Below are 18,712 nucleotides of genomic sequence, written 5' to 3' on the forward strand. Positions count from 1 at the left end.
AATATATCTATATTTTGACACAAATTAAAAAAAAGAGAAGGACCCTTAGGCCCTCCCCTTAACTTCTCAATGATAGTCACACTTGAAATTTGTAAACTCAGCCGAAGCATTTTGCCCACTCGCGTATAACCCAATAAGTACGCCTGTAAAACCTCCTGCCACCTCCGATGATAGGTATCTCGTCTGTGCCGTGCCCAGCAGAATCTCTTCACCATCTGCTTGGAACAGGAAACTGTAACGTTCCTGACTTGAGCGGATCACCAGCGTTGCATGCTGTTTATTTCCCAGATCTACCTCTTGTTCTATCGATTTGATAACACCGATATTCAGGCGCTCGATTACCTTATAACCGCCCTGCTGCCCACAAATAGCCACTTCATAATGATGATTCTCATCCATGTAGATCGTGATCCCGGCTTCTCCACTCGTCAGACTGACATCGACTGAAATTGTTGCATTAAAGTCTTTTTGACGTAGCCCGATGAACGTCGGGGATGCCGGAACGTCCAGTGTTACATCGGTTCCTGTTAGCGTAAGCTTATCTGATTCAAGCTGATAATGCTCTGTATTTGGATGACGAAGGTAACACCAGTCGAGGTTCCAGTCTGTATTTGCAAACGTATAATTCTTCTTATCCTGCTGGATCACCGTATCGGGAATACGATTAGTCTCAAAACTCGTCAGCGTTGTTCCTTCATGCCCGGCTGTAAACCATCCGCTTTCACCAAACGTAATTGGAGTCAGAAATACTTCACGGCCCAGATGATGGTACGTAGCCCATCTGCCGATCTGTCGGAATCCCAGGTGAAAGAGCCACCAGTTTCCCAAATCATCCTGAACCAGGTCACCATGACCCACACCTTGCAACTCATAACCTCCCAGATTGCGGTTGGTTAGAACCGGATTGTGCGCATAAGCTTCAAATGGACCTGAAGAAGAAGTTCCCCGAGCATACGTAACCATGTGACCATACTCCGTACCGCCCTCAGCTGCAAGCAGGTAATAATAACCGTTCATTTTATAGAGATGCGGACTTTCCAGATATCGTCCACCTGTTCCGTTCCATATCGACCGACTTGGGGTCAGTTTGCGCCCAGTTTCAATCTCAATTTCACACTGGACAATTCCGCCAACGCCTTCATCATCCACGCCATTACTCATAAACAAGGTTTTTCCATCTTCAAAATACAAATCCGGATCAATCCCGCCTTGATCCACCTCGATAGGCTCAGACCATTCTCCGTAGATATCGTCCGTCCAGACATAGAAATTCTGATGCGTTGTATCGTTGGTTGTGACCATATAAAAACGCCCGTCATTATGCCTGATCGTTGGTGCAAATACACCCCCGGAGCTGTTCACCGTCTCGAGCTGAATCTGGCTTTTACGAGTCAGGCAGTGACCAATCTGCTTCCAATTCAGCAAATCCTTGCTTTCAAAGAGCGGGACGCCCGGAAAATATTGAAAAGAACTACACACCATATAGTAGGTATCGTGCACCTTAATCACACTAGGGTCTGGATAAAAACCTTTTACAACAGGGTTATTGTATTTCATTACTCCACTCCATCTCTTATCATAAAATTCACAAATATAAGAATTCAACTTTGTAACAACTACAAAAATTAAACACCATTGGGTATAAACTTGCAATGAATCTGGATTGCATCTTGGAGTTAATTTTATTAAATTAATATATATGTGATTTTAGAAGATGAGGGTAGGGAGTTGTACAGATGATCAAAGCAAATGGGGAGCCCCAGTTCCTTCCTTTATATGAGGCGCTGGCAAGCGAAGTCAGATGGAGAATCATGGATATGATTGCAGATCACGAAATGAATGTGAAGGATATTGCCGCAGTATTAGAGCTTAGCCCCTCCATTGTCACGATGCATATTCGCAAACTGGAGGATGCGGGTCTAATTGGCAGCAGACGAGTTCGGATCAACGGAGGGACGCACAAATTATGTTACCTCAAGCAAAATCATATTGAGATCGAGCTGCCATCCCCAAGCCAAACTTCACGAACCAGAGAACAGACGATAGCCGTTGGACACTACACTGCTTTTGATATTCACCCTACCTGTGGGCTAGGAACACTTGAAAAAGAAATCGGCGTATGGGATGATCCACGTTACTTCCTTGATCCTGAGCGTGTACACGCTGCTATCTTGTGGTTTGGGAAGGGCTATGTTGAATATAAAACACCTAACTTTGTACTACCGGATCAGACAACTGATGCTATTGAAATTTCGATGGAACTGGCGTCTGAAGCTCCGGGATTGCGAGATCATTGGCCTTCCGATATTCGTTTCACCTTCAACGGCGTTTCTCTTGGAACGTGGACAAGCCCTGCCGACTTTGGCAGAGCAGCACGCGGCAAATATACGCCAGAATGGTGGCATCGCAATGTGAATCAGTATGGATTATTGAAGACCATCCGTATTGATGGTTCCGGTACGTATATGGATGGTGAGCGGATGTCGGATATTACTCTTGCGGATATTAAGCTTAGCGAACCGTTCTGGACGCTTCGTTTTACGGTTGACGAAGAAAGCCCCAACGTAGGTGGATTAACAATCTATGGTGCCGGTTTTGGTAACCATGATCAGGATATTGTTATTCGTGTACTTCAGATCTGAAGTAACCGCTGAGGGGAGGTGGTGATATCATCAGATCTGGCATTAGAAAAATTACCTGTCTATGTGTTAGCAATCATTCTTTGTTCGGAACCACTTTCTTAGCTGATTAATATGAGCTTGATGATAACGGTTATGGTCAGCCATATGCCATAATCCCCAACGTACCGTAGCTTGCTTTTCGTTCTGATGTCCAAAAGTAACTAATCGATCTAGGTCAGCATCTGCTACTTGTGTGCATGTTTCATTCAGAAGGGTTAATACACCCTCATATTGAGAGATAAGTGTGTCACGTGACACATCTTGAACCAGCGGAAGTCTATTATTTTCATTAATCATGGGACCATATTGCTCTATTAATGACTGCGGAAGGACAGATCCCTTTATTCTATAAACCCAATTCATATCAACAAACGTAATATGTCGTATTAATTGAGCTGTACTATTAAACTGGTTCTGTTCCCCTTTGTAATCTACCTCTTCTTGCGACATCCCCTCAGTAATCGATTTAAGTCGCTGACTATTCTCTGTTACTGCGGAAAATAACATTCCAACAATAGGCTCCATATTGGCTTCACCTTGTAAATCGTAAATCAAAGTCATCCACCTCGCTTGAGTACATGTCTATTTCAATTACTCTCTGATCAGTCTTTGATTCAATTCCCAGATTGCTACTCTATTACTATCCCATTTAAGTATTTCACGAGCTTCTTCATAAGCCACCCATTTATATTCTGAGTGCTCATTGGATAAAGACAGATCCATTTCATCTAGTTCTACTCCAAAGCAATACTCAGGAATAACAAATGTATCAGATCCCCACATAAAATAACCAACCACATCTACCACGGAGTGAGTCGATCTTGAATTAAGACTCCTGTATTTACTATTTAAGGGGATTCCCGCCTCTTCAAATGCTTCTCTCATAGCTGCTTCTAATGGTTTTTCTTCATCTTCCCCTCCCCCAGCTATGCCCTGCCAGTAACCTTCTCTTGATCTTCGAAAGATAGCGTATGCATAATCATTTGGATCTTTCAACCTGATATAAGGAAAAACTAATATTTGAAATGGTGCTCGAGACACAAGTACATCCCTCCTCTTTAGCCTCGTTCTTTTAACAGTTCCTTAATCTCCCTTAACTCTGATAATATTTCTTTGGTGTGCTGGCTATTTTTTGAGTTATCTATTCCAACTTTCACAACATAAATACCGAGGAACAGATACACCACCAACATAATGATCATTCCCATGTACATCTCTCCTTTCCAAAGTAGCAATTGCTACGAACGTTTACTATCGTCTATATCCTCTCTCTCCAACTGATTGCCATGGAATGCCTTCAAAAGAAAAGCCCGATCCGGAACGTTCAACCGTTCATACGATTTCAGATACTGCCTGTTGTCATATGGTACTCCAATGAATTTCACGTCCACTTTGCCCTCTAGGAGATCCACGATGCCGTATCTGGCAATGGCAAGATCGTTACAGCCTAAAGCTCCCGGATTCATATATACTCTTTGATCTGTCCTATAATAATGAAGAATATGATGATGACCAAAACAAACCAAATCATGGGCCGTCCCCTGATACTTCGCGTCTAATTTGGTTCCGGATGTTTCTTTGTCGATGACATCCAACTTGTCGTTGCTCATATGATAGTGAGTCAAAAGAAACCGATGTCCTTCTACCTCTTTTTCAACGAATTTCGGCAGAGCTTGTATTTTCTTGATCGATTCTGCACTTAGATGTTGACCAATCCATTCGTGGTGCTCGGCTATGCCTTTATGCCCTTCTAATGGCCCCTTATTTTGGAGCAAACTCAATACGGCCTCTTCGTGATTCCCTGAAATCGCTATCATATTTTCACGATTGTACAGCATCTCAATCACTTCATTGGAGTAAGGGCCAATGCCAATCATATCCCCCAAACAAAATGTATGCTCAACTCCCCCTCTGGAATCGATATCAGCCAATACCGCTTGCAGCGCAGGAAAATTCCCATGAATATCGGTTAAGATGGCAACCTTCATTGTGATTCCTCCTCAGGAATATACATTGTCTGAATCTCCTGCACACCCGGAATAAAGCCCAGATTCAGATACACGGACTCCGCATCATTTCCTTGCATCACATACAATCGTAGAACGGGATACTTACCTTTAAGTTCATTTAATGCTCTCTGTAACATCAGTGTAGCAAGCCCTCTTCCTCTATATGCCGGACGAACACCTATGCTATACACAGCAGCCTGATTATCTTGCAAGCACAAGCGACAATTTGCAATAAGCTGTCCCGTTTCCTTGTCGTATACTAGGGTGGAAGCTTGAGTTAGAATCTCATTGGTATAATTAGGATCATCACTTGGTATAAAATCTGCAAGCGTGGTATGTTTTCTTCGTGTAGCTTCAAGACTTCCTGCAAAACTCTCCAGGTCACATTGAGCAATTTCATCTTCATTCACATATTTTTTGGTGCCGGTTTCACTTTCAATAATCTCTGGACTCTTCACGGTTACCCTGCTGTCCCATTCGATCTCAAAATGATCTGTAGGTCGTTGCATCCAGCGACACCTGAACTCCACTGGCCAGAATCCAGCTCTTGCATATAGATCGACTTGGTCTGGAAGAATCTCAAAGGTCAGAATACGTTTGGTGCGATCCGACCACTGTAATAATTTATGCTTCAGGAGCTTCAATACCTCAAAGCACTGCTGGAATGGCGGGATAAAAAACAAATGATACATCTGGTTAGGCTCCATTCTCACGCCACCTATTTTGCTTTCCCCTTTGTAAATCCAGTACGCACTGATCTTGGAAGAACTGAACTCTTCTTCCCTGAAAAATCCGACATAACGCATATCATAATAAACCGTGCAATATAATCCCCAATCGGCAAAGTCAGCTTTGCGAATCGAATATTCATCCGACAGATCATATTGAAGAATATCTGTAGACCATTCCGTTAAACTCATACGTCATTCCTCCTCAATTCTAATTACATGTACAGCAATTAAAGAACCTTTCTATACGCCACCCCGTGAACATGAATTAACACATGTTGTGCCTCCATACGTTCGAAGAAATCTAACATGTCCTTAAACGGATTCTCGAAATACGAAGACTACCAAGGAAAACCTCTAATGTCTGCCCTGTTTCTGTATTCTTGAACATACAATGCTCGCCGTGAACATCAAAATACCAGTTTCCCGTTAATTCTTCTTCTCCATGGATTACATCCGCATTGGACAGCAAATGGTACGCCCCTTCGAGAATTGCCGTCCGATCAGGCTGATCGGTTTCCAATATCAATTGGTCGATTAATTGCCCCGCGATTCTCTGGTACATATCCATCACAGCCAACAATTCTTCCGTAATTTCCTGTGTTATTGATTTCATACCTTCATATCCTTATCCGGGTATCCAATTTCTGCAATTTCACCTTCGATATCACTTAATTTCAGTTCATCATTTAATTGCTGTAGTAAGACCTCATCGATCGGCTTCATATCAAATACCTGTTCAACCAGTTTGATATCCAACGCTATCTCGTAGTAATCCTGTGCCCAAGCATGATAATATTTCGCGCCGCCTACCAAAATCTCTAACAGTTCGTATTCATGATCCCCAAGCTCCGTGCCCGCAGACCACCCTTCCTGATCCGCCACACTACAGATACAGAACGTCGTCTGATCCATTACAAATGCCGGCTCTACCACAAAAGTATTAAATGCTTCTGGAACGCTTTTTACCACCTCACTCCTATCAACCTTATGCTGAAGTGTATACTCTTTATCAAAGCCTTTAATAATCAGCCCATTCGGACTGAATATTGCAAAATAATGATCTCCTTGCCCATCTCTCATCGATGCCATTTGCTCATTCGTGTCCCACTGGGAATTATACGAGTAATACCTGTACTCCCATTCCGGCATCAAAATGGCATCCAGCATAGCTGCTGCCTTTAGAATCTGTTTGCATTCACTAATGTGAGGAAGTTTATCGATAAAATTAAGATTACCCATCGTGTGATATTGCCTCCTTCACCCTTTCAAATGGAATAATTAGTTACCCGACCTTGCGGTTAGCAAAGATACGATAACGTAGCCAAAAAGTTGAACCGTAAATACAATGGCAACAAACTCAACCATTATGCTGTTCGCTGCATTAAAATCATTCACAAGATCCACGAAGATCTTCCCAGGTCGGGATAATACATCCCACGAATTCCACCGATTAAATCTCCCAATGTAAACCCCTATACTGCTCAATAGCAAAATAACACCGACAACCATCATGCTAATGTACTTATTTATTAATTTGCTTAACATGCCATGGATTTGAATGATTGAACAAGTCGAGAGCAGCAATCCGATGATCGCTACGGCAAACGTCAGGGTGAGTCCATACCAAAAATCAATATTAACCCAAAATCTAACTTCCCCTTGAGCATCAAAATATCTGAATGAATGCAGAATCTCCGTAAAAAGGTAGGCCGCATTGGGCAGAAAAAAGAGCCAGACTCCACACATCAGCCCCATACATATCATGCTCGTTGTGGTTAATTTCTTATTGAATATGTATCTAATGCAGGATGAGATGATAAATGGTACCCATGCCAGGAACATATCCCAACTTAAAAATCGATACATATTTGTATCTGATTGGGCACGTAAATACATCACAATACCTAGACAACATAAAGTAGCCACGAGCAAGGTAACGATGAGTCGGAGATCTTGAACTGGATGTTTGTTATCTTTCATTTCTTTGCTTCTACTTCCTTTTCCTTGATGAATGTTATAAGTTATAAATACTTTTTAAATGCCTTGCTGGATTCTCCGTTGTACCCCAATTTCGTATAAAAGTGATGTGCTTCGTTTCTGGAGGATCCGCTGGTTAGAAACACCTTCATACAATTTTTCTGCACACATACATGCTCTATATGTTTCATCAATTCAGACCCATATCCCTTGCTCTGCACATGTTCCGTAATGATAACCCGTTCAACTACGCCAAATGGTCTATTTTCCACCAAAGCATCCAGACAAATATGTAAATGAGCCGTGCCAATTACCTGATCACCCATTTCATACACAAACAAGAAACTGTTTGGATTATTCCGAACCTCTTCAATCCGTTCTGCCAGTACCTTCGTGTTTAAGTTGTTTGGCAATAATTCTGTATACAGCCTTTCAATAACCGCTGCATCTCTAGCTTCTGCCTCTCTTATCATCAAGCTTCCCCCCCTGTTACCTCACTTGATAACTTAAAATGATATCACCGTTGTCCTCGAATTCACCCGTGTCCTGAAATCCGCAACGTTTGTACAGCGCATTTGCCGCAATGTTATGTGGAACATGGGATACCCTGATCTGCTGGCAGTCACTTCTCTCTTGCAACATACAAACCACTTCTTGAATGGCAAGTTTGCCGTAACCCTTCCCCTGGTACTTCTCGTCAATCATGAAGCGCAGAATCCAGTAATACCCGTCATTGTATATCTCGTTATCAAATAAAATAAAACCAACCATCTGATCCTCTGCCAAAATGCCGTATGGTTTGGACGTAATCTCCTTCGTCGCATGAATCAATGAATCCGCATTGCTAGCTACCAAATCCAGCTGATCTTCCCGTGGTTTAAGGTGGATGCACTCAAGTTCATTTTCTTTGGTTATAGGTTGTAACGTCACTTGCTCCATACCCACAATCCTCTCTCCTTGCAGCTTACTTACTAAATTTTCTTGATTAATATAATCTCCAAAGGTTGTGTATCCAGCAACAGAGCCCCTGCATCAACATACCCCAGCTTTCGATAGAAATGTTGGGCATGTTCGTCTGATTGCGTTGAAGTCATCACCATATCGAAGCCTTGTTGCTTCATTAAATTTTCCCAGTGATGCACCACTTTTTTGCCATATCCGCCGTTTCGATAGGGTTCATCAATCCAGATCATATTCATGAAGGGAAGATTGTCCCAAAAGTAACCGTACCTCATCCATCCAACTCTTGATCCCTCGTCCTCGTCCCATAGGATGAATATTTCTTTCTCACTAATCTTCGTTTTCACAAGTGGCTGATGGATATGTCGATCTCTTTCAATGATGTAGTCGTAGTCAGCTTCCGTTGCGTATTCAATCTTCATTTGTAATACTCCCTTCATTAACTACGTCCATCATAACCCAAAATGTGGTATATGCGAACAGTTCTTTCCTCTTTTTCTCCCATGCCAAAAAACCACGGTTTCCCGTGGCTGCACCCGCTCTATTTTCCTCAATCTGTTGTCGATCCGCTGACCAATTGCCCCTTGTACCATACGGCCTGCCGCCCAGATCGCCGCGCAACGGCTTCCGCCGAACAACTCGCATGCACCAATACAAAACTCGCGGTGTCGCCTACCTTCGGCCAGACTTGTTCCCCTTGTGAATCCAGCGGTGTAATCCCGCCTGTTACCCATGCCAAAGATTGAGACAAGGACAGTTCGTCACTATATCCGTACAGTTCTGCGAATCGTCCCGCTTTCTCAAGCATATCCCCATTGCCAAAAGGAGACCAATGATCCGTCAGGCTGTCTGTGGCCAGCTTCACGTTCACACCCATACGGTGGAGCATGGGAAGAGGCATCATCGTTCTGCCAATAGGCACCGTGGAAGCAATGCTCATCCCAAGCGAGACCATTCGCTGCGCCATGTCTTCTGCTTCCTGCTGCTCTGCGCGGGCGAACCAGAACGCATGACTTACCGTAACTTTACCCTGAAGCCCTGCTGCTTCTGTCAGATTTGCGAGTTCCAGCAGCGTTTGTTTGCCAGCCTGCCCGCCATCATGCAGATGTATATCAATGCCCGCCTGGTGCTGAACAGCCAGTTCAACCATGGCGTTCAGTGATTTCTCGATCTGTTCGTCCACCGTATGAGGATCAAGTCCGCCCACATGCGTTGCACCTTCCTTCATCGCTTGGCCCATAAGCTCCACTGAATGGGAGCGAAGCAGTCCATGCTGCGGGAAAGCCACGATCTCCGAAGAGATTTTACCCGAAAATGATTCCAGAGCCTGCCGCGTCGCTTCCAGTCTTTTCAAACCACTGACGGGTTCAATATTGCAATGACTACGTACATGAGTGGAGCCGTACCCCTGAATCAAGGTCAGAATACTCTCCGCTTGACGCTGGGCATCTGGTAGCAGCTTGGGCAACAAAACCTTTTCTTCTTCAATACGTTCGAAAATACTGGAGATACGCTTAACAGCTGTCCACGGCCCATCGTAGTAGGTTTTATCCAGATGAATATGTGCCTCCTCGAACGAAGGCAACAGCAGAAGTCCCTTGCTATCTACTTGTGGTAGATCGCTAGACAGAGGGTTGTTTCCTTCCACAATCTCCGCGATCACTCCATCTTTAATCCGCAGATGAGCGGGGCTTGTCCGTGTCCCCGTCACCTGTTCCCCCTCCCGAACATACCCCCGCTCCACAATCACGTTTGTTAACCAATAAGCCTGTTTCATCATGTCATCCCTCTTTTCTTACCCGGCATTACGTCTTCCGGATTCCGATTGATCTATGATCCATGGTACCATACGGTTTCACAGGGCAAAAATACGTAAAACGTTGGTGTTCCATATGCGGAACGTTTGTATTACGCTACCTTAATACATACAAAAAAACAGACACAATACGTGCCTGCCCTGTGCAATCATCTTAATCTTCTATGTTCCCTCTTCCATTAGAAATTAAACCGCTCATGCCCTCCATCGGTCACGCCTTCAATCTGTTCGATATCCAGCAGTCTGCGCTTCATCTCCAGGCCTCCACGGAACCCAGTCAGCTTGCGATTAGCCCCAATAATGCGGTGGCATGGTAGCAGAACCGGAATTGGATTGGCCCCATTTGCAGCACCAACTGCTCGCACAGCCGATGGTCTTCCAATCGCAGCGGCAATGTCACCATAGGTCCGAATTTCACCGTAAGGCACACGCCCTAGCTCTCTCCATACCTCCTGTTGAAAGTTCGTTCCCATCAAGTCCAGTGGGATTGCATCAGTATAAGCCATCGGTTCTCCTGCAAAATAGGACTGCAGCCAGTCCATCATGCCTGTTTGTTTCAGAGCATGCTCGTTCTCTTCCAGTTCCACGCCAGGTGCAACTTTCTGTATCCAGCCGTTCCAATCTTCCAGTGTTTCGTTGGGCATAACCACTCGGCACAATCCCTGTTCCGTAGCGAGCAGAACCCATGGACGACCGTCCAACTGCATCGTGGTGTACATCAACTTTTTTCTCATTCGTTTATCGCCCTCTCCCCGGTGGAATGCTTAATGCTAGGACTAGGTGGTAACCTGCTTCTTCACCTTACGTTTCATACTACGGATCATCTGCTTGCTCTCCGGATCCACGCGATAAGATTCCGTGATTTTCTGAAGTGCCTTATTATACGTAAAATCGTCCAAGGTATTATGCTTTAGATAACGCATGGTCACCTCAGGTTGTTTCACATAAGCCATTGAGATGGCCCAAGCCACTGCCATTTTCACATAATACGCCTCGTACCTAATCTGATCCAATGCAGATAGAACCTGATCGATATATCGCTCATTCAGATAAAAATTCAACAGCATTACCACACCAAACCGGATTTCATATTCCTGATCTGATCTCAGATACGGCTGCAAGAACGCCCACATAGGCTCCGAATGGACCTTCGTATATTTCAGTCCCGCACAGAAGCTGTCACACACCGACCAGTTGTCAATCTTCGGTACAAATGTTTCAATAGCCTTTAACAGTTCGTCCAGATCAGCCTGTACATGTCCAATGACCATCGCTTGCAACATCACTTCTTCAAAATATTCATCCTCTGCCGTTTCCAGATACGTGCGCCAGTCCCCGGCGGCAAGGTGCTTGGCAATTTTTCGTAAGGCTGGCAACCTTACACCTAGTACATTCGTGATGTTGGGAATAAGTGCAGCCGAGAATTTCTGATACTCCGGTTCAACCATGCTGAGCAATTGTGTTCTGATATCTGCTTCCACTAGCGCATGTCCTCCTCGTTTGTTGCTGTACAACAAGTATATCCTTGCAGCGGCTGTTTGTAAGCCCATATCGAATGTTTGAGCAAGATTACAATATCATTTTGGGTAATCTCATTTTTCTCCATTTGTTTAACCGCCAACCCATTTCGTTTAAAAATATGAAGCTGACCGAATAGAAAGGAGTGTCGATATGAACGGACCTCATACCAAAAAAGATTTCTCCGTGGAGGAGATCACCGAACAACTCGTGCAACATGTACAATCTCGGAACCTTCCCGATTTCTATAAATTGGTGAAAGAACTGCATCCCTACGACCTCTCACTTGTATATAAAAAGTTCCCTGAAGAAGAAACCAATCGGTTTCTGCTCCTGTTCAAACCCGATGCTCTGGCGGATCTCGCCGAGACCTTAAAGCTGCACGAACAGATTCAACTGTTTGAACGACTTGGGCCGGAACGAACACTTGAAGTCATGCAGCAGATGGACAAAAGTGATCTGATTCGGTTCATGCACGATTTGCCTGCCAAACGCAGAGAAGAATTGCTCTCCAATATGAATCTGGATCACTCTGCCATTATCCGATCCGTGCTTAATTACCCGCCGGAAACGGCAGGACGCATCATGACAGATCAATATCGGACCCTGCTCGCTCATGAGACAGCCAAGGAAGCCTTACGACAATCGCAAGGTACCATGCATATCTCAGCCTCCAGTTATCTCTATGTAACCGATAATGAAGGCAAACTGGTCGGTGTCGTGAGTTATCGATCCCTTGCCTTGGCTGACGATAAGACCCAGGTTGAAGAACTGATGACCCGGCGGGTGATCCATGCAACGGTAGATATGGACCAGGAAGAAGCAGCACAGCTTCTGCAGCGTTATGAGTTTATTGCACTTCCGGTGGTGGATGAAAATCACAGGTTATGCGGTATTATTCAGATGGATGATGTCATCGATATTATTATGGATGAAGCCAGTGAAGATTTGGCCAAGATGGGGGGCGGCAGCAAGGATATCGACTTTGATACCAAACCACTTGTTGCCGTCAGACGCAGACTTCCCTGGCTCATTCTATTGCTGCTGATTGGTCTAATCTCAGGAAGTATTGTGGATTTCTTTGAGGATACACTCAATCAGGTTGTGGCATTGGCATTTTTCATGCCGATGATTGCAGGTATGACCGGTAACACAGGAACGCAGTCTCTGGCTGTTGTGGTACGCGGACTGATCGGACGCAAACTCGACAAAGCCACCGTACTCGCACTGATTGTTCGAGAGATCAAGGTAGGAATAATGATTGGCTTGGTATGTGGATTGCTGATCACTGTCATCGCTTATTTCTGGCAAGGGGACTGGTTACTCGGCGCCATTATTGGGGTATCTCTGTTCCTCACTCTGGTCATTGGTACACTGACCGGTACATGCATCCCGCTTTTACTTAGTCGTTTCAAAGTCGACCCGGCTGTTGCCTCTGGCCCGTTAATCACCACATTGAATGATATCTTGTCCCTGTTTATCTATTTTGGAATCGCCACACGTTTCCTCGATGCCTTGATGTAAATAAGTTGGGCATACAGCAAAACAGACCTGATCCTGAGATCAAGGTCTGTTTTTTCATTTTACCAAGTGTTACGCTGATCTTTTATTTTTATTATAGATATCAAACGCTACAGCGAGCAGCAGTACCAATCCCTTAATTCCCTGTTGCCAGTCAATACCGAGACCAATCAGGGACATCCCGTTATTCAACACACCCATAACCAAACCACCGATGATGGCACCAAATACCGTACCTATGCCCCCTGAAGCGGAAGCACCACCGATGAAGCAGGCCGCGATGGCATCCAGCTCGAAGTTGGTACCCGCTCTTGGCGTAGCTGCATTCAGACGTGCGGCGAAGATCAACCCGGATACCGCAGCAAGTGTACCCATGTTCACGAAAACCCAGAAGGTTACCTTTTTTGTTTTGACCCCAGACAGACCTGCGGCCTTCTCATTACCTCCAAGCGCATACACATGCCGTCCCATGACAGTACGATTCATTACGAAGGAGTACACAACGATCAGGACAAACAGCAGAACCAGGATATTCGGAATACCTGCATAACTTGCGAGTACAAACGTAAACAGATTTGTCACAACAGCCACCACAATCAACTTGAGCAAAAACAGTCCCTGTGACACGACCTCAAATCCATATTTTCGCTGGGAACGGCGTTCCCGCAGTTCATTGACAATGTACCAGATGGTGAGCACAAGACCCACAATGATAGATACCAGACCGAAACCTGAGAATTGAATGTCCGCCAGGAAGCCAGAGCTTATTTTCTGGAATCCACCCGGGAAAGGAGAAATTGATTGCCCCTCCAGGACAATCATCGTTAAGCCGCGGAACAGCAGCATACCTGCCAGCGTCACGATAAATGCCGGAATTCGTACATAGGCGATCCAGAAGCCTTGCCATGCACCGATCAAAGCCCCAACCAGCAAGGAAGCGATGACCGCAAGCCAAGCTGGAAGCTGCCAATCAACCATCATAATCGCAGCAACGGCACCAACAAAGGCTGCAATGGAACCAACAGACAGGTCAATATGCCCTGTAATGATGACCAGCACCATTCCGATCGCCAGCACCAAAATGTAACTGTTCTGCAAAATCAAATTTGTAATATTAATCGGCTTGAGCAACAGCCCGCCTGTAAGTACCTCGAATAAAAGCATAATCACTACCAAGGCAATAATCATGCCGTATTGACGGATATTATTTTTGAACAGCTTTGTTATCGTTTCCATGCTTGCCGCCTCCAGACTTGGTCATATATCTCATCAACGTTTCCTGCGATGCTTGCTCCCGGCTGACTTCACCGGTGATTCGCCCGGCATTCATCACATAGATCCGGTCACACAGGCCAAGAACCTCCGGAAGCTCGGATGAGATTACCAGTACACCCTTGCCTTCAGCAGCAAGCCGATGAATAATCGTATAGATTTCGAATTTCGCTCCCACATCAATACCGCGGGTAGGTTCATCCAGGATAAGAATATCCGGTCCGGCAAAAATCCATTTGCTGAGCACCACTTTTTGCTGGTTGCCTCCACTCAGATTACCGGTCTTCTGCAAAATACTTGGTGCTTTGATGTTCATGCTTTTCTTCATCTTTTCCGCCACCAGTACTTCTTCACGCTCATTCACTACCGCGTTTCGCGTCAGCTTGCTCAGACCCGTTAAGGAAATATTACGCTTGATGTCATCCATCAGAATGAGTCCGTATTCCTTGCGGTCTTCTGTCACATAAGCAAACCCATTCTGAATGGCCTCGGTGACGGTATTGTTGTGGATCGGTTTACCATTCTTGATGAGTTGCCCCGAAATATTTCGGCCATAGGATTTGCCAAAGATACTCATCGCAAGCTCGGTACGCCCAGCGCCCATCAGCCCGGCAATGCCTACAATCTCCCCACGTCTGATATTCATATGGATCTGATCCAGTACTTTCCGCTCGGCATGATGTTCGTGATATACCGTCCAGTCCTTCACCTCAAGGATAACTTCACCTATGGTGGCATGACGCTCCGGATAACGACTGGTGAGATCACGTCCTACCATTCCGCTAATAATCCGATCCTCCGACACTTTTTCCTTCTTCATATCCAACGTCTCAATTGTCTTGCCATCTCGTAAAATGGTCACCGAATCGGATACCTTGGATACCTCATTCAGCTTGTGTGAGATCAGAATACAGGCGATGCCCTGTTTCTTGAATTCCAGCATCAATTGCAGCAGATTTTCACTGTCGTCCTCGTTCAGCGCAGCGGTTGGCTCATCCAGAATAAGCAGCCGCACCTTTTTGGAGAGCGCTTTCGCAATTTCGACCAGTTGCTGCTTGCCTACCCCGATGCTGGATACCAGCGTGTTTGGATTTTCGCTCAGTCCCACCTTCGAGAGCAGTTCCCGTGTACCTACAAAAGTTTCCTTCCAGTTAACAATTCCTCTGCTGGCACGCTCATTGCCCAGATATATATTTTCCGCGATTGAAAGGTAGGGAATCAGGGCCAACTCCTGATGGATAATGACGATCCCCAGATCCTCGCTCTGCTTAATATCCTTGAATTCACAATTTTTGCCCTGAAATAAAATGTCGCCTTCATACGTGCCATGTGGATATACACCACTCAGTACCTTCATCAACGTAGATTTACCTGCGCCATTTTCACCACATATGGAATGAATTTCGCCTTCACGGACTTTCAGATTGACATCTTCCAGCGCTTTGACGCCAGGAAAGGTTTTGGTGATGTTTTTCATTTCCAGAATGATTCCGGCCATGGGATGTGCTCCTTTCATTTATTATTTCAGTCCGATTTCTTCCTTTGTGTAATACTGTGTACCAACGATATCCTGCTCCACATTTGTACGGTCCACCGAGATGGGATCCAAGAGATACGCCGGAACAACCTCAATTCCGTTGTTATATGATGTTTTATCATTAACTTCCGCCTGTTTTCCTTGCAAAATACTATTGGCCATCTCTACCGTCTTCTCCGCTAGCTTCCGTGTATCCTTGAACACCGTCTGCGTCTGTTCCCCGGCCACAATGGACTTGATTGAGGCAAGTTCTGCATCCTGTCCTGTAATAACGGGCAGCGGCTTGTTCGAAGTACCGTAACCAATCCCTTTCAAGGATGAGATGATACCAATACTGATTCCATCATAAGGAGATAATACTGCATCCAGATGATCACCCGAGTAATAGGCACTCAGCAGGTTATCCATCCGTGACTGGGCCAGTGCTCCGTCCCAGCGCAAGGTTGCAATCTGGGACATCGTCATCTGCTTGCTGCGTACCACCAGTTTGCCGGAATCGATGTACGGCTTCAGCACAGACATCGCACCGTCGAAGAAGAAATAGGCGTTATTATCATCAGGAGAGCCACCAAACAGCTCAATGTTATACGGTCCTTTTCCATCCTTGAGTCCAAGTTTTTGTTCGATGTAGGAGGCTTGAAGCACACCCACCTTAAAATTGTCGAACGTGGCGTAATAGGTTAGATATGGCGTATTGCGAATGAGCCGATCATACGAGATCACTTGTATCCCTTCGTCATGCGCTTTCTTGATCACATCCGTCAGCGTGTTGCCATCCACGGACGCAATCACCATCACATCCACACCTTTGGTGATCATGTTTTCAATCTGTGAAATCTGATTCTCGACCACATCTTCAGCGTACTGAAGATCGGTTTTGTACCCCTGCTCCTGAAACAGACGGACCATGTTCTCCCCGTCTCCCACCCATCGTTCTGATGATTTGGTTGGCATCGATATACCGACATATCCCTTTTCTTTGCTGCCTGGGCCACTCTCTGCCAGATTGCAGGCCGAGAGCATCAAGGTCATCACCAGAAGCCAGATGAGCATTGCTCCTTTTTTCATATGAAGTTCCCCTTTCCTCACGTCATACGGTTCTGAATGAGTTATAAGATAACGCTTACAATACATGTAGTGCATCCTGTTGCTTGCTGTTCCTGTCTGAGACTAATGGTAGCATTCGAGATGCCGCAAGGTCTTTGCACGTTTTGAACCTTTTTTATAAAAATTTAACTTTTGATGGAAACGCTTAAAGTACAAGTGTGATCCATGAGATACCATTCCAGAGTCAAAAAAAAAAGGACATGCTCCACTTCGCTTCACACGAAGTAGAACACATCCATCTCATTTATCACACGTCTGAATGAACCACTGTAATACGATATTTAATTCGCAGAAGGATGATAAGCCGTCCCCCCGTTCTTTCGATACTGCACTGGCGAAATGCCCATTGTTTTCTTAAATGCAGTGCTGAAATAATGCTGGGTATCATAACCTACACGCTCAGCTATGGTGTGGATCGGCAGTGTTGTTGAGTCTAATAACTGTATAGCCTTGCGAATGCGAGCATGCGTGACAAGCGTGACAAAGGAATCATTCAGCTCTTTCTTCAGCACACGGCTAAGATATACGGCAGATACTTGTAGACGGGAAGCGAGCGATTCCAGGGTCAGTTCCCGCTCGGCATATTCTTCGTGAATAAGTTGTCTTGCCCGGCGAACCAGAGGCGACAACTGCACTTCCCCGTATACCCGTTCCCGGCAATGACGGTACGTATCTGGCGTTTCTTCCAGTGTCCCTGCATGTGTCTCCATATGAGCATGAATGGCAATATTCAGGCAAGAACTGATCTGCTGTTCCAGAAGGGACTCTATTTCTTCAGGGACTTCCTGCCACAGACATATGCCGATCAACCCGCTTACGTCCCGAAACAGGACATGTGGCACGTCCCCCAGCAGTTCACTAATTATATTTTCCACTGCATACAGAAACAACTGACGATCATTTTCTCTCAGTATCGTCTGACGAGCTTCAGCGGCAGGCCAGCGTACGACCCCAATCTGCACAGGTGGGACGGGGGGCAGCCGCAAAAACAAAAGCTGCTCCGTCAGATCCCTACTTTCAGCCTGCCCCTCCAGCCACTCCAGCATAAATCGCTGGCGAAGCAACGGGATATTACGTTCAATCTGATGAGCTGCCTGTTGTACATATGCCGTCCTCTGGTGCTCTTCAGTAAGTCGCTGATGCAATCGCTCAAGTGCAGCATATAATTGTTCTGCTTGCACAGGTTTTAAGATGTAATCCTCTACGCCAAGACGAACCGCCTCCTGCGCATATGCAAATTCATCATGTCCCGAGATGATCAGGTAACGACAGCCCGGGCACTTCTGCTGAAGGGCACGGATTAGTTCGATTCCGTTCAGGAATGGCATATTCATATCAACAAGAACAATATCCACACCCAAATCAGCCGCCCGTTCCAGCGCTTCCTCGCCATCTTCCGCTTCACCAACAACCTCCATCCCGAGAGTTGTCCAGTCAATGGCATCCCGAATCCCCTCACGAATGATCGGTTCATCATCCGCGATGAGCACGCGGTATTTCTTCGCCACATGGCTATCCGGCGTAATCTCCATTACTGTGGTCGATGCGGATGTCTCATCTGTTTCAATGGAAGTTGTCACGGC

Annotated in this window: 21 protein-coding genes; 2 read left to right on the plus strand and 19 right to left on the minus strand. The window is 45.5% G+C overall.

The window, feature by feature from the left end:
* Positions 1 to 66: 66 nt before the first annotated feature.
* Positions 67 to 1,557 carry a glycoside hydrolase family 43 protein gene (locus MHI12_RS22865; protein WP_405170433.1) on the minus strand — a complete coding sequence of 497 codons (1,491 nt, stop codon included), beginning with the start codon at positions 1,555 to 1,557 and terminating at the stop codon, positions 67 to 69.
* 179 nt (positions 1,558 to 1,736) lie between these two features.
* Between MHI12_RS22865 and MHI12_RS22870 the strand changes: the two genes are divergently transcribed.
* Entirely contained in the window at positions 1,737 to 2,642 is a 906-nt protein-coding gene (locus MHI12_RS22870; protein WP_405170434.1) for an ArsR/SmtB family transcription factor, read from the plus strand.
* Positions 2,643 to 2,708: 66 nt separating this feature from the next.
* Here MHI12_RS22870 and MHI12_RS22875 read toward each other — a convergent pair whose 3' ends face one another.
* The 14 genes from MHI12_RS22875 to MHI12_RS22940 all read right to left on the minus strand — a co-directional run bounded on the left by MHI12_RS22875 (position 2,709) and on the right by MHI12_RS22940 (position 11,655).
* Complete coding sequence (locus MHI12_RS22875) at positions 2,709 to 3,236, minus strand: DinB family protein (RefSeq protein WP_405170435.1); 528 nt, start codon at positions 3,234 to 3,236, stop codon at positions 2,709 to 2,711.
* A gap of 36 nt (positions 3,237 to 3,272) precedes the next feature.
* Complete coding sequence (locus MHI12_RS22880) at positions 3,273 to 3,722, minus strand: NUDIX pyrophosphatase (protein ID WP_405170436.1); 450 nt, start codon at positions 3,720 to 3,722, stop codon at positions 3,273 to 3,275.
* Between the two features lie 17 nt (positions 3,723 to 3,739).
* Entirely contained in the window at positions 3,740 to 3,889 is a 150-nt protein-coding gene (locus MHI12_RS22885) for a hypothetical protein (protein ID WP_164783341.1), read from the minus strand.
* A gap of 30 nt (positions 3,890 to 3,919) precedes the next feature.
* Positions 3,920 to 4,669, minus strand: a complete 750-nt coding sequence (locus tag MHI12_RS22890; RefSeq protein ID WP_405170437.1) for a metallophosphoesterase family protein — start codon at positions 4,667 to 4,669, stop codon at positions 3,920 to 3,922.
* Positions 4,666 to 5,610 carry a GNAT family N-acetyltransferase gene (locus MHI12_RS22895; RefSeq protein ID WP_405170438.1) on the minus strand — a complete coding sequence of 315 codons (945 nt, stop codon included), beginning with the start codon at positions 5,608 to 5,610 and terminating at the stop codon, positions 4,666 to 4,668. Before MHI12_RS22895 ends, MHI12_RS22890 begins: the two co-directional genes overlap by 4 nt.
* A 112-nt stretch (positions 5,611 to 5,722) precedes the next feature.
* On the minus strand, positions 5,723 to 6,034 hold the full coding sequence (locus MHI12_RS22900; protein ID WP_340018197.1) for a hypothetical protein: 312 nt from the start codon (positions 6,032 to 6,034) through the stop codon (positions 5,723 to 5,725).
* A complete protein-coding gene (locus MHI12_RS22905; protein WP_405170439.1) occupies positions 6,031 to 6,660 on the minus strand; it encodes a hypothetical protein in 630 nt (209 codons plus the stop codon). Before MHI12_RS22905 ends, MHI12_RS22900 begins: the two co-directional genes overlap by 4 nt.
* A 39-nt stretch (positions 6,661 to 6,699) precedes the next feature.
* On the minus strand, positions 6,700 to 7,401 hold the full coding sequence (locus MHI12_RS22910; protein WP_340018199.1) for a DUF1361 domain-containing protein: 702 nt from the start codon (positions 7,399 to 7,401) through the stop codon (positions 6,700 to 6,702).
* A gap of 41 nt (positions 7,402 to 7,442) precedes the next feature.
* Entirely contained in the window at positions 7,443 to 7,871 is a 429-nt protein-coding gene (locus MHI12_RS22915) for a GNAT family N-acetyltransferase (RefSeq protein ID WP_076319905.1), read from the minus strand.
* A 16-nt stretch (positions 7,872 to 7,887) separates the two neighbouring features.
* Positions 7,888 to 8,337, minus strand: a complete 450-nt coding sequence (locus tag MHI12_RS22920) for a GNAT family N-acetyltransferase (protein ID WP_340020537.1) — start codon at positions 8,335 to 8,337, stop codon at positions 7,888 to 7,890.
* Positions 8,338 to 8,369: 32 nt separating this feature from the next.
* Positions 8,370 to 8,780, minus strand: a complete 411-nt coding sequence (locus MHI12_RS22925; protein ID WP_340018201.1) for a GNAT family N-acetyltransferase — start codon at positions 8,778 to 8,780, stop codon at positions 8,370 to 8,372.
* Positions 8,781 to 8,908: 128 nt separating this feature from the next.
* Positions 8,909 to 10,135 carry an amidohydrolase gene (locus tag MHI12_RS22930; RefSeq protein WP_340020538.1) on the minus strand — a complete coding sequence of 409 codons (1,227 nt, stop codon included), beginning with the start codon at positions 10,133 to 10,135 and terminating at the stop codon, positions 8,909 to 8,911.
* A 218-nt stretch (positions 10,136 to 10,353) separates the two neighbouring features.
* Positions 10,354 to 10,908 (minus strand): methylated-DNA--[protein]-cysteine S-methyltransferase, encoded by a 555-nt coding sequence (locus MHI12_RS22935; protein ID WP_340018202.1) that lies wholly within the window; start codon positions 10,906 to 10,908, stop codon positions 10,354 to 10,356.
* Positions 10,909 to 10,950: 42 nt separating this feature from the next.
* Complete coding sequence (locus tag MHI12_RS22940) at positions 10,951 to 11,655, minus strand: DNA alkylation repair protein (RefSeq protein WP_340018203.1); 705 nt, start codon at positions 11,653 to 11,655, stop codon at positions 10,951 to 10,953.
* 190 nt (positions 11,656 to 11,845) lie between these two features.
* On the opposite strand from MHI12_RS22940, the gene mgtE reads away from it, so the two are divergent.
* Positions 11,846 to 13,216, plus strand: a complete 1,371-nt coding sequence (mgtE, locus tag MHI12_RS22945; protein WP_405170440.1) for a magnesium transporter — start codon at positions 11,846 to 11,848, stop codon at positions 13,214 to 13,216.
* 69 nt (positions 13,217 to 13,285) lie between these two features.
* Here the strand turns inward: mgtE and mmsB are convergent, their stop codons facing one another.
* The 4 genes from mmsB to MHI12_RS22965 form a co-directional block, all read right to left on the minus strand.
* A complete protein-coding gene (mmsB, locus tag MHI12_RS22950; protein ID WP_340018204.1) occupies positions 13,286 to 14,449 on the minus strand; it encodes a multiple monosaccharide ABC transporter permease in 1,164 nt (387 codons plus the stop codon).
* Positions 14,418 to 15,983, minus strand: a complete 1,566-nt coding sequence (gene mmsA / locus MHI12_RS22955) for a multiple monosaccharide ABC transporter ATP-binding protein (protein ID WP_340018205.1) — start codon at positions 15,981 to 15,983, stop codon at positions 14,418 to 14,420. Before mmsA ends, mmsB begins: the two co-directional genes overlap by 32 nt.
* A gap of 21 nt (positions 15,984 to 16,004) precedes the next feature.
* Entirely contained in the window at positions 16,005 to 17,090 is a 1,086-nt protein-coding gene (gene chvE / locus MHI12_RS22960; RefSeq protein WP_340018206.1) for a multiple monosaccharide ABC transporter substrate-binding protein, read from the minus strand.
* Positions 17,091 to 17,410: 320 nt separating this feature from the next.
* A complete protein-coding gene (locus MHI12_RS22965; protein WP_405173039.1) occupies positions 17,411 to 18,709 on the minus strand; it encodes a response regulator in 1,299 nt (432 codons plus the stop codon).
* Between the last annotated feature and the right edge of the window lie 3 nt (positions 18,710 to 18,712).

The organism is Paenibacillus sp. FSL H8-0280 (assembly GCF_045040665.1).
GTDB lineage: Bacteria > Bacillota > Bacilli > Paenibacillales > Paenibacillaceae > Paenibacillus > Paenibacillus xylanexedens_A.

What these genes read in the sequence shown, in the direction of transcription:
- MHI12_RS22865 (WP_405170433.1), bottom strand. Translation starts at nt 1,557, where the DNA reads ATGAAATACAATAACCCTGTTGTAAAAGGTTTTTATCCAGACCCTAGT.
- MHI12_RS22870 (WP_405170434.1), top strand. Translation starts at nt 1,737, where the DNA reads ATGATCAAAGCAAATGGGGAGCCCCAGTTCCTTCCTTTATATGAGGCG.
- MHI12_RS22885 (WP_164783341.1), bottom strand. Translation starts at nt 3,889, where the DNA reads ATGGGAATGATCATTATGTTGGTGGTGTATCTGTTCCTCGGTATTTAT.
- MHI12_RS22890 (WP_405170437.1), bottom strand. Translation starts at nt 4,669, where the DNA reads ATGAAGGTTGCCATCTTAACCGATATTCATGGGAATTTTCCTGCGCTG.
- MHI12_RS22895 (WP_405170438.1), bottom strand. Translation starts at nt 5,610, where the DNA reads ATGAGTTTAACGGAATGGTCTACAGATATTCTTCAATATGATCTGTCG.
- MHI12_RS22900 (WP_340018197.1), bottom strand. Translation starts at nt 6,034, where the DNA reads ATGAAATCAATAACACAGGAAATTACGGAAGAATTGTTGGCTGTGATG.
- MHI12_RS22905 (WP_405170439.1), bottom strand. Translation starts at nt 6,660, where the DNA reads ATGGGTAATCTTAATTTTATCGATAAACTTCCTCACATTAGTGAATGC.
- MHI12_RS22910 (WP_340018199.1), bottom strand. Translation starts at nt 7,401, where the DNA reads ATGAAAGATAACAAACATCCAGTTCAAGATCTCCGACTCATCGTTACC.
- MHI12_RS22915 (WP_076319905.1), bottom strand. Translation starts at nt 7,871, where the DNA reads ATGATAAGAGAGGCAGAAGCTAGAGATGCAGCGGTTATTGAAAGGCTG.
- MHI12_RS22920 (WP_340020537.1), bottom strand. Translation starts at nt 8,337, where the DNA reads ATGGAGCAAGTGACGTTACAACCTATAACCAAAGAAAATGAACTTGAG.
- MHI12_RS22925 (WP_340018201.1), bottom strand. Translation starts at nt 8,780, where the DNA reads ATGAAGATTGAATACGCAACGGAAGCTGACTACGACTACATCATTGAA.
- MHI12_RS22930 (WP_340020538.1), bottom strand. Translation starts at nt 10,135, where the DNA reads ATGAAACAGGCTTATTGGTTAACAAACGTGATTGTGGAGCGGGGGTAT.
- MHI12_RS22935 (WP_340018202.1), bottom strand. Translation starts at nt 10,908, where the DNA reads ATGAGAAAAAAGTTGATGTACACCACGATGCAGTTGGACGGTCGTCCA.
- mgtE (WP_405170440.1), top strand. Translation starts at nt 11,846, where the DNA reads ATGAACGGACCTCATACCAAAAAAGATTTCTCCGTGGAGGAGATCACC.
- mmsB (WP_340018204.1), bottom strand. Translation starts at nt 14,449, where the DNA reads ATGGAAACGATAACAAAGCTGTTCAAAAATAATATCCGTCAATACGGC.
- mmsA (WP_340018205.1), bottom strand. Translation starts at nt 15,983, where the DNA reads ATGGCCGGAATCATTCTGGAAATGAAAAACATCACCAAAACCTTTCCT.
- chvE (WP_340018206.1), bottom strand. Translation starts at nt 17,090, where the DNA reads ATGAAAAAAGGAGCAATGCTCATCTGGCTTCTGGTGATGACCTTGATG.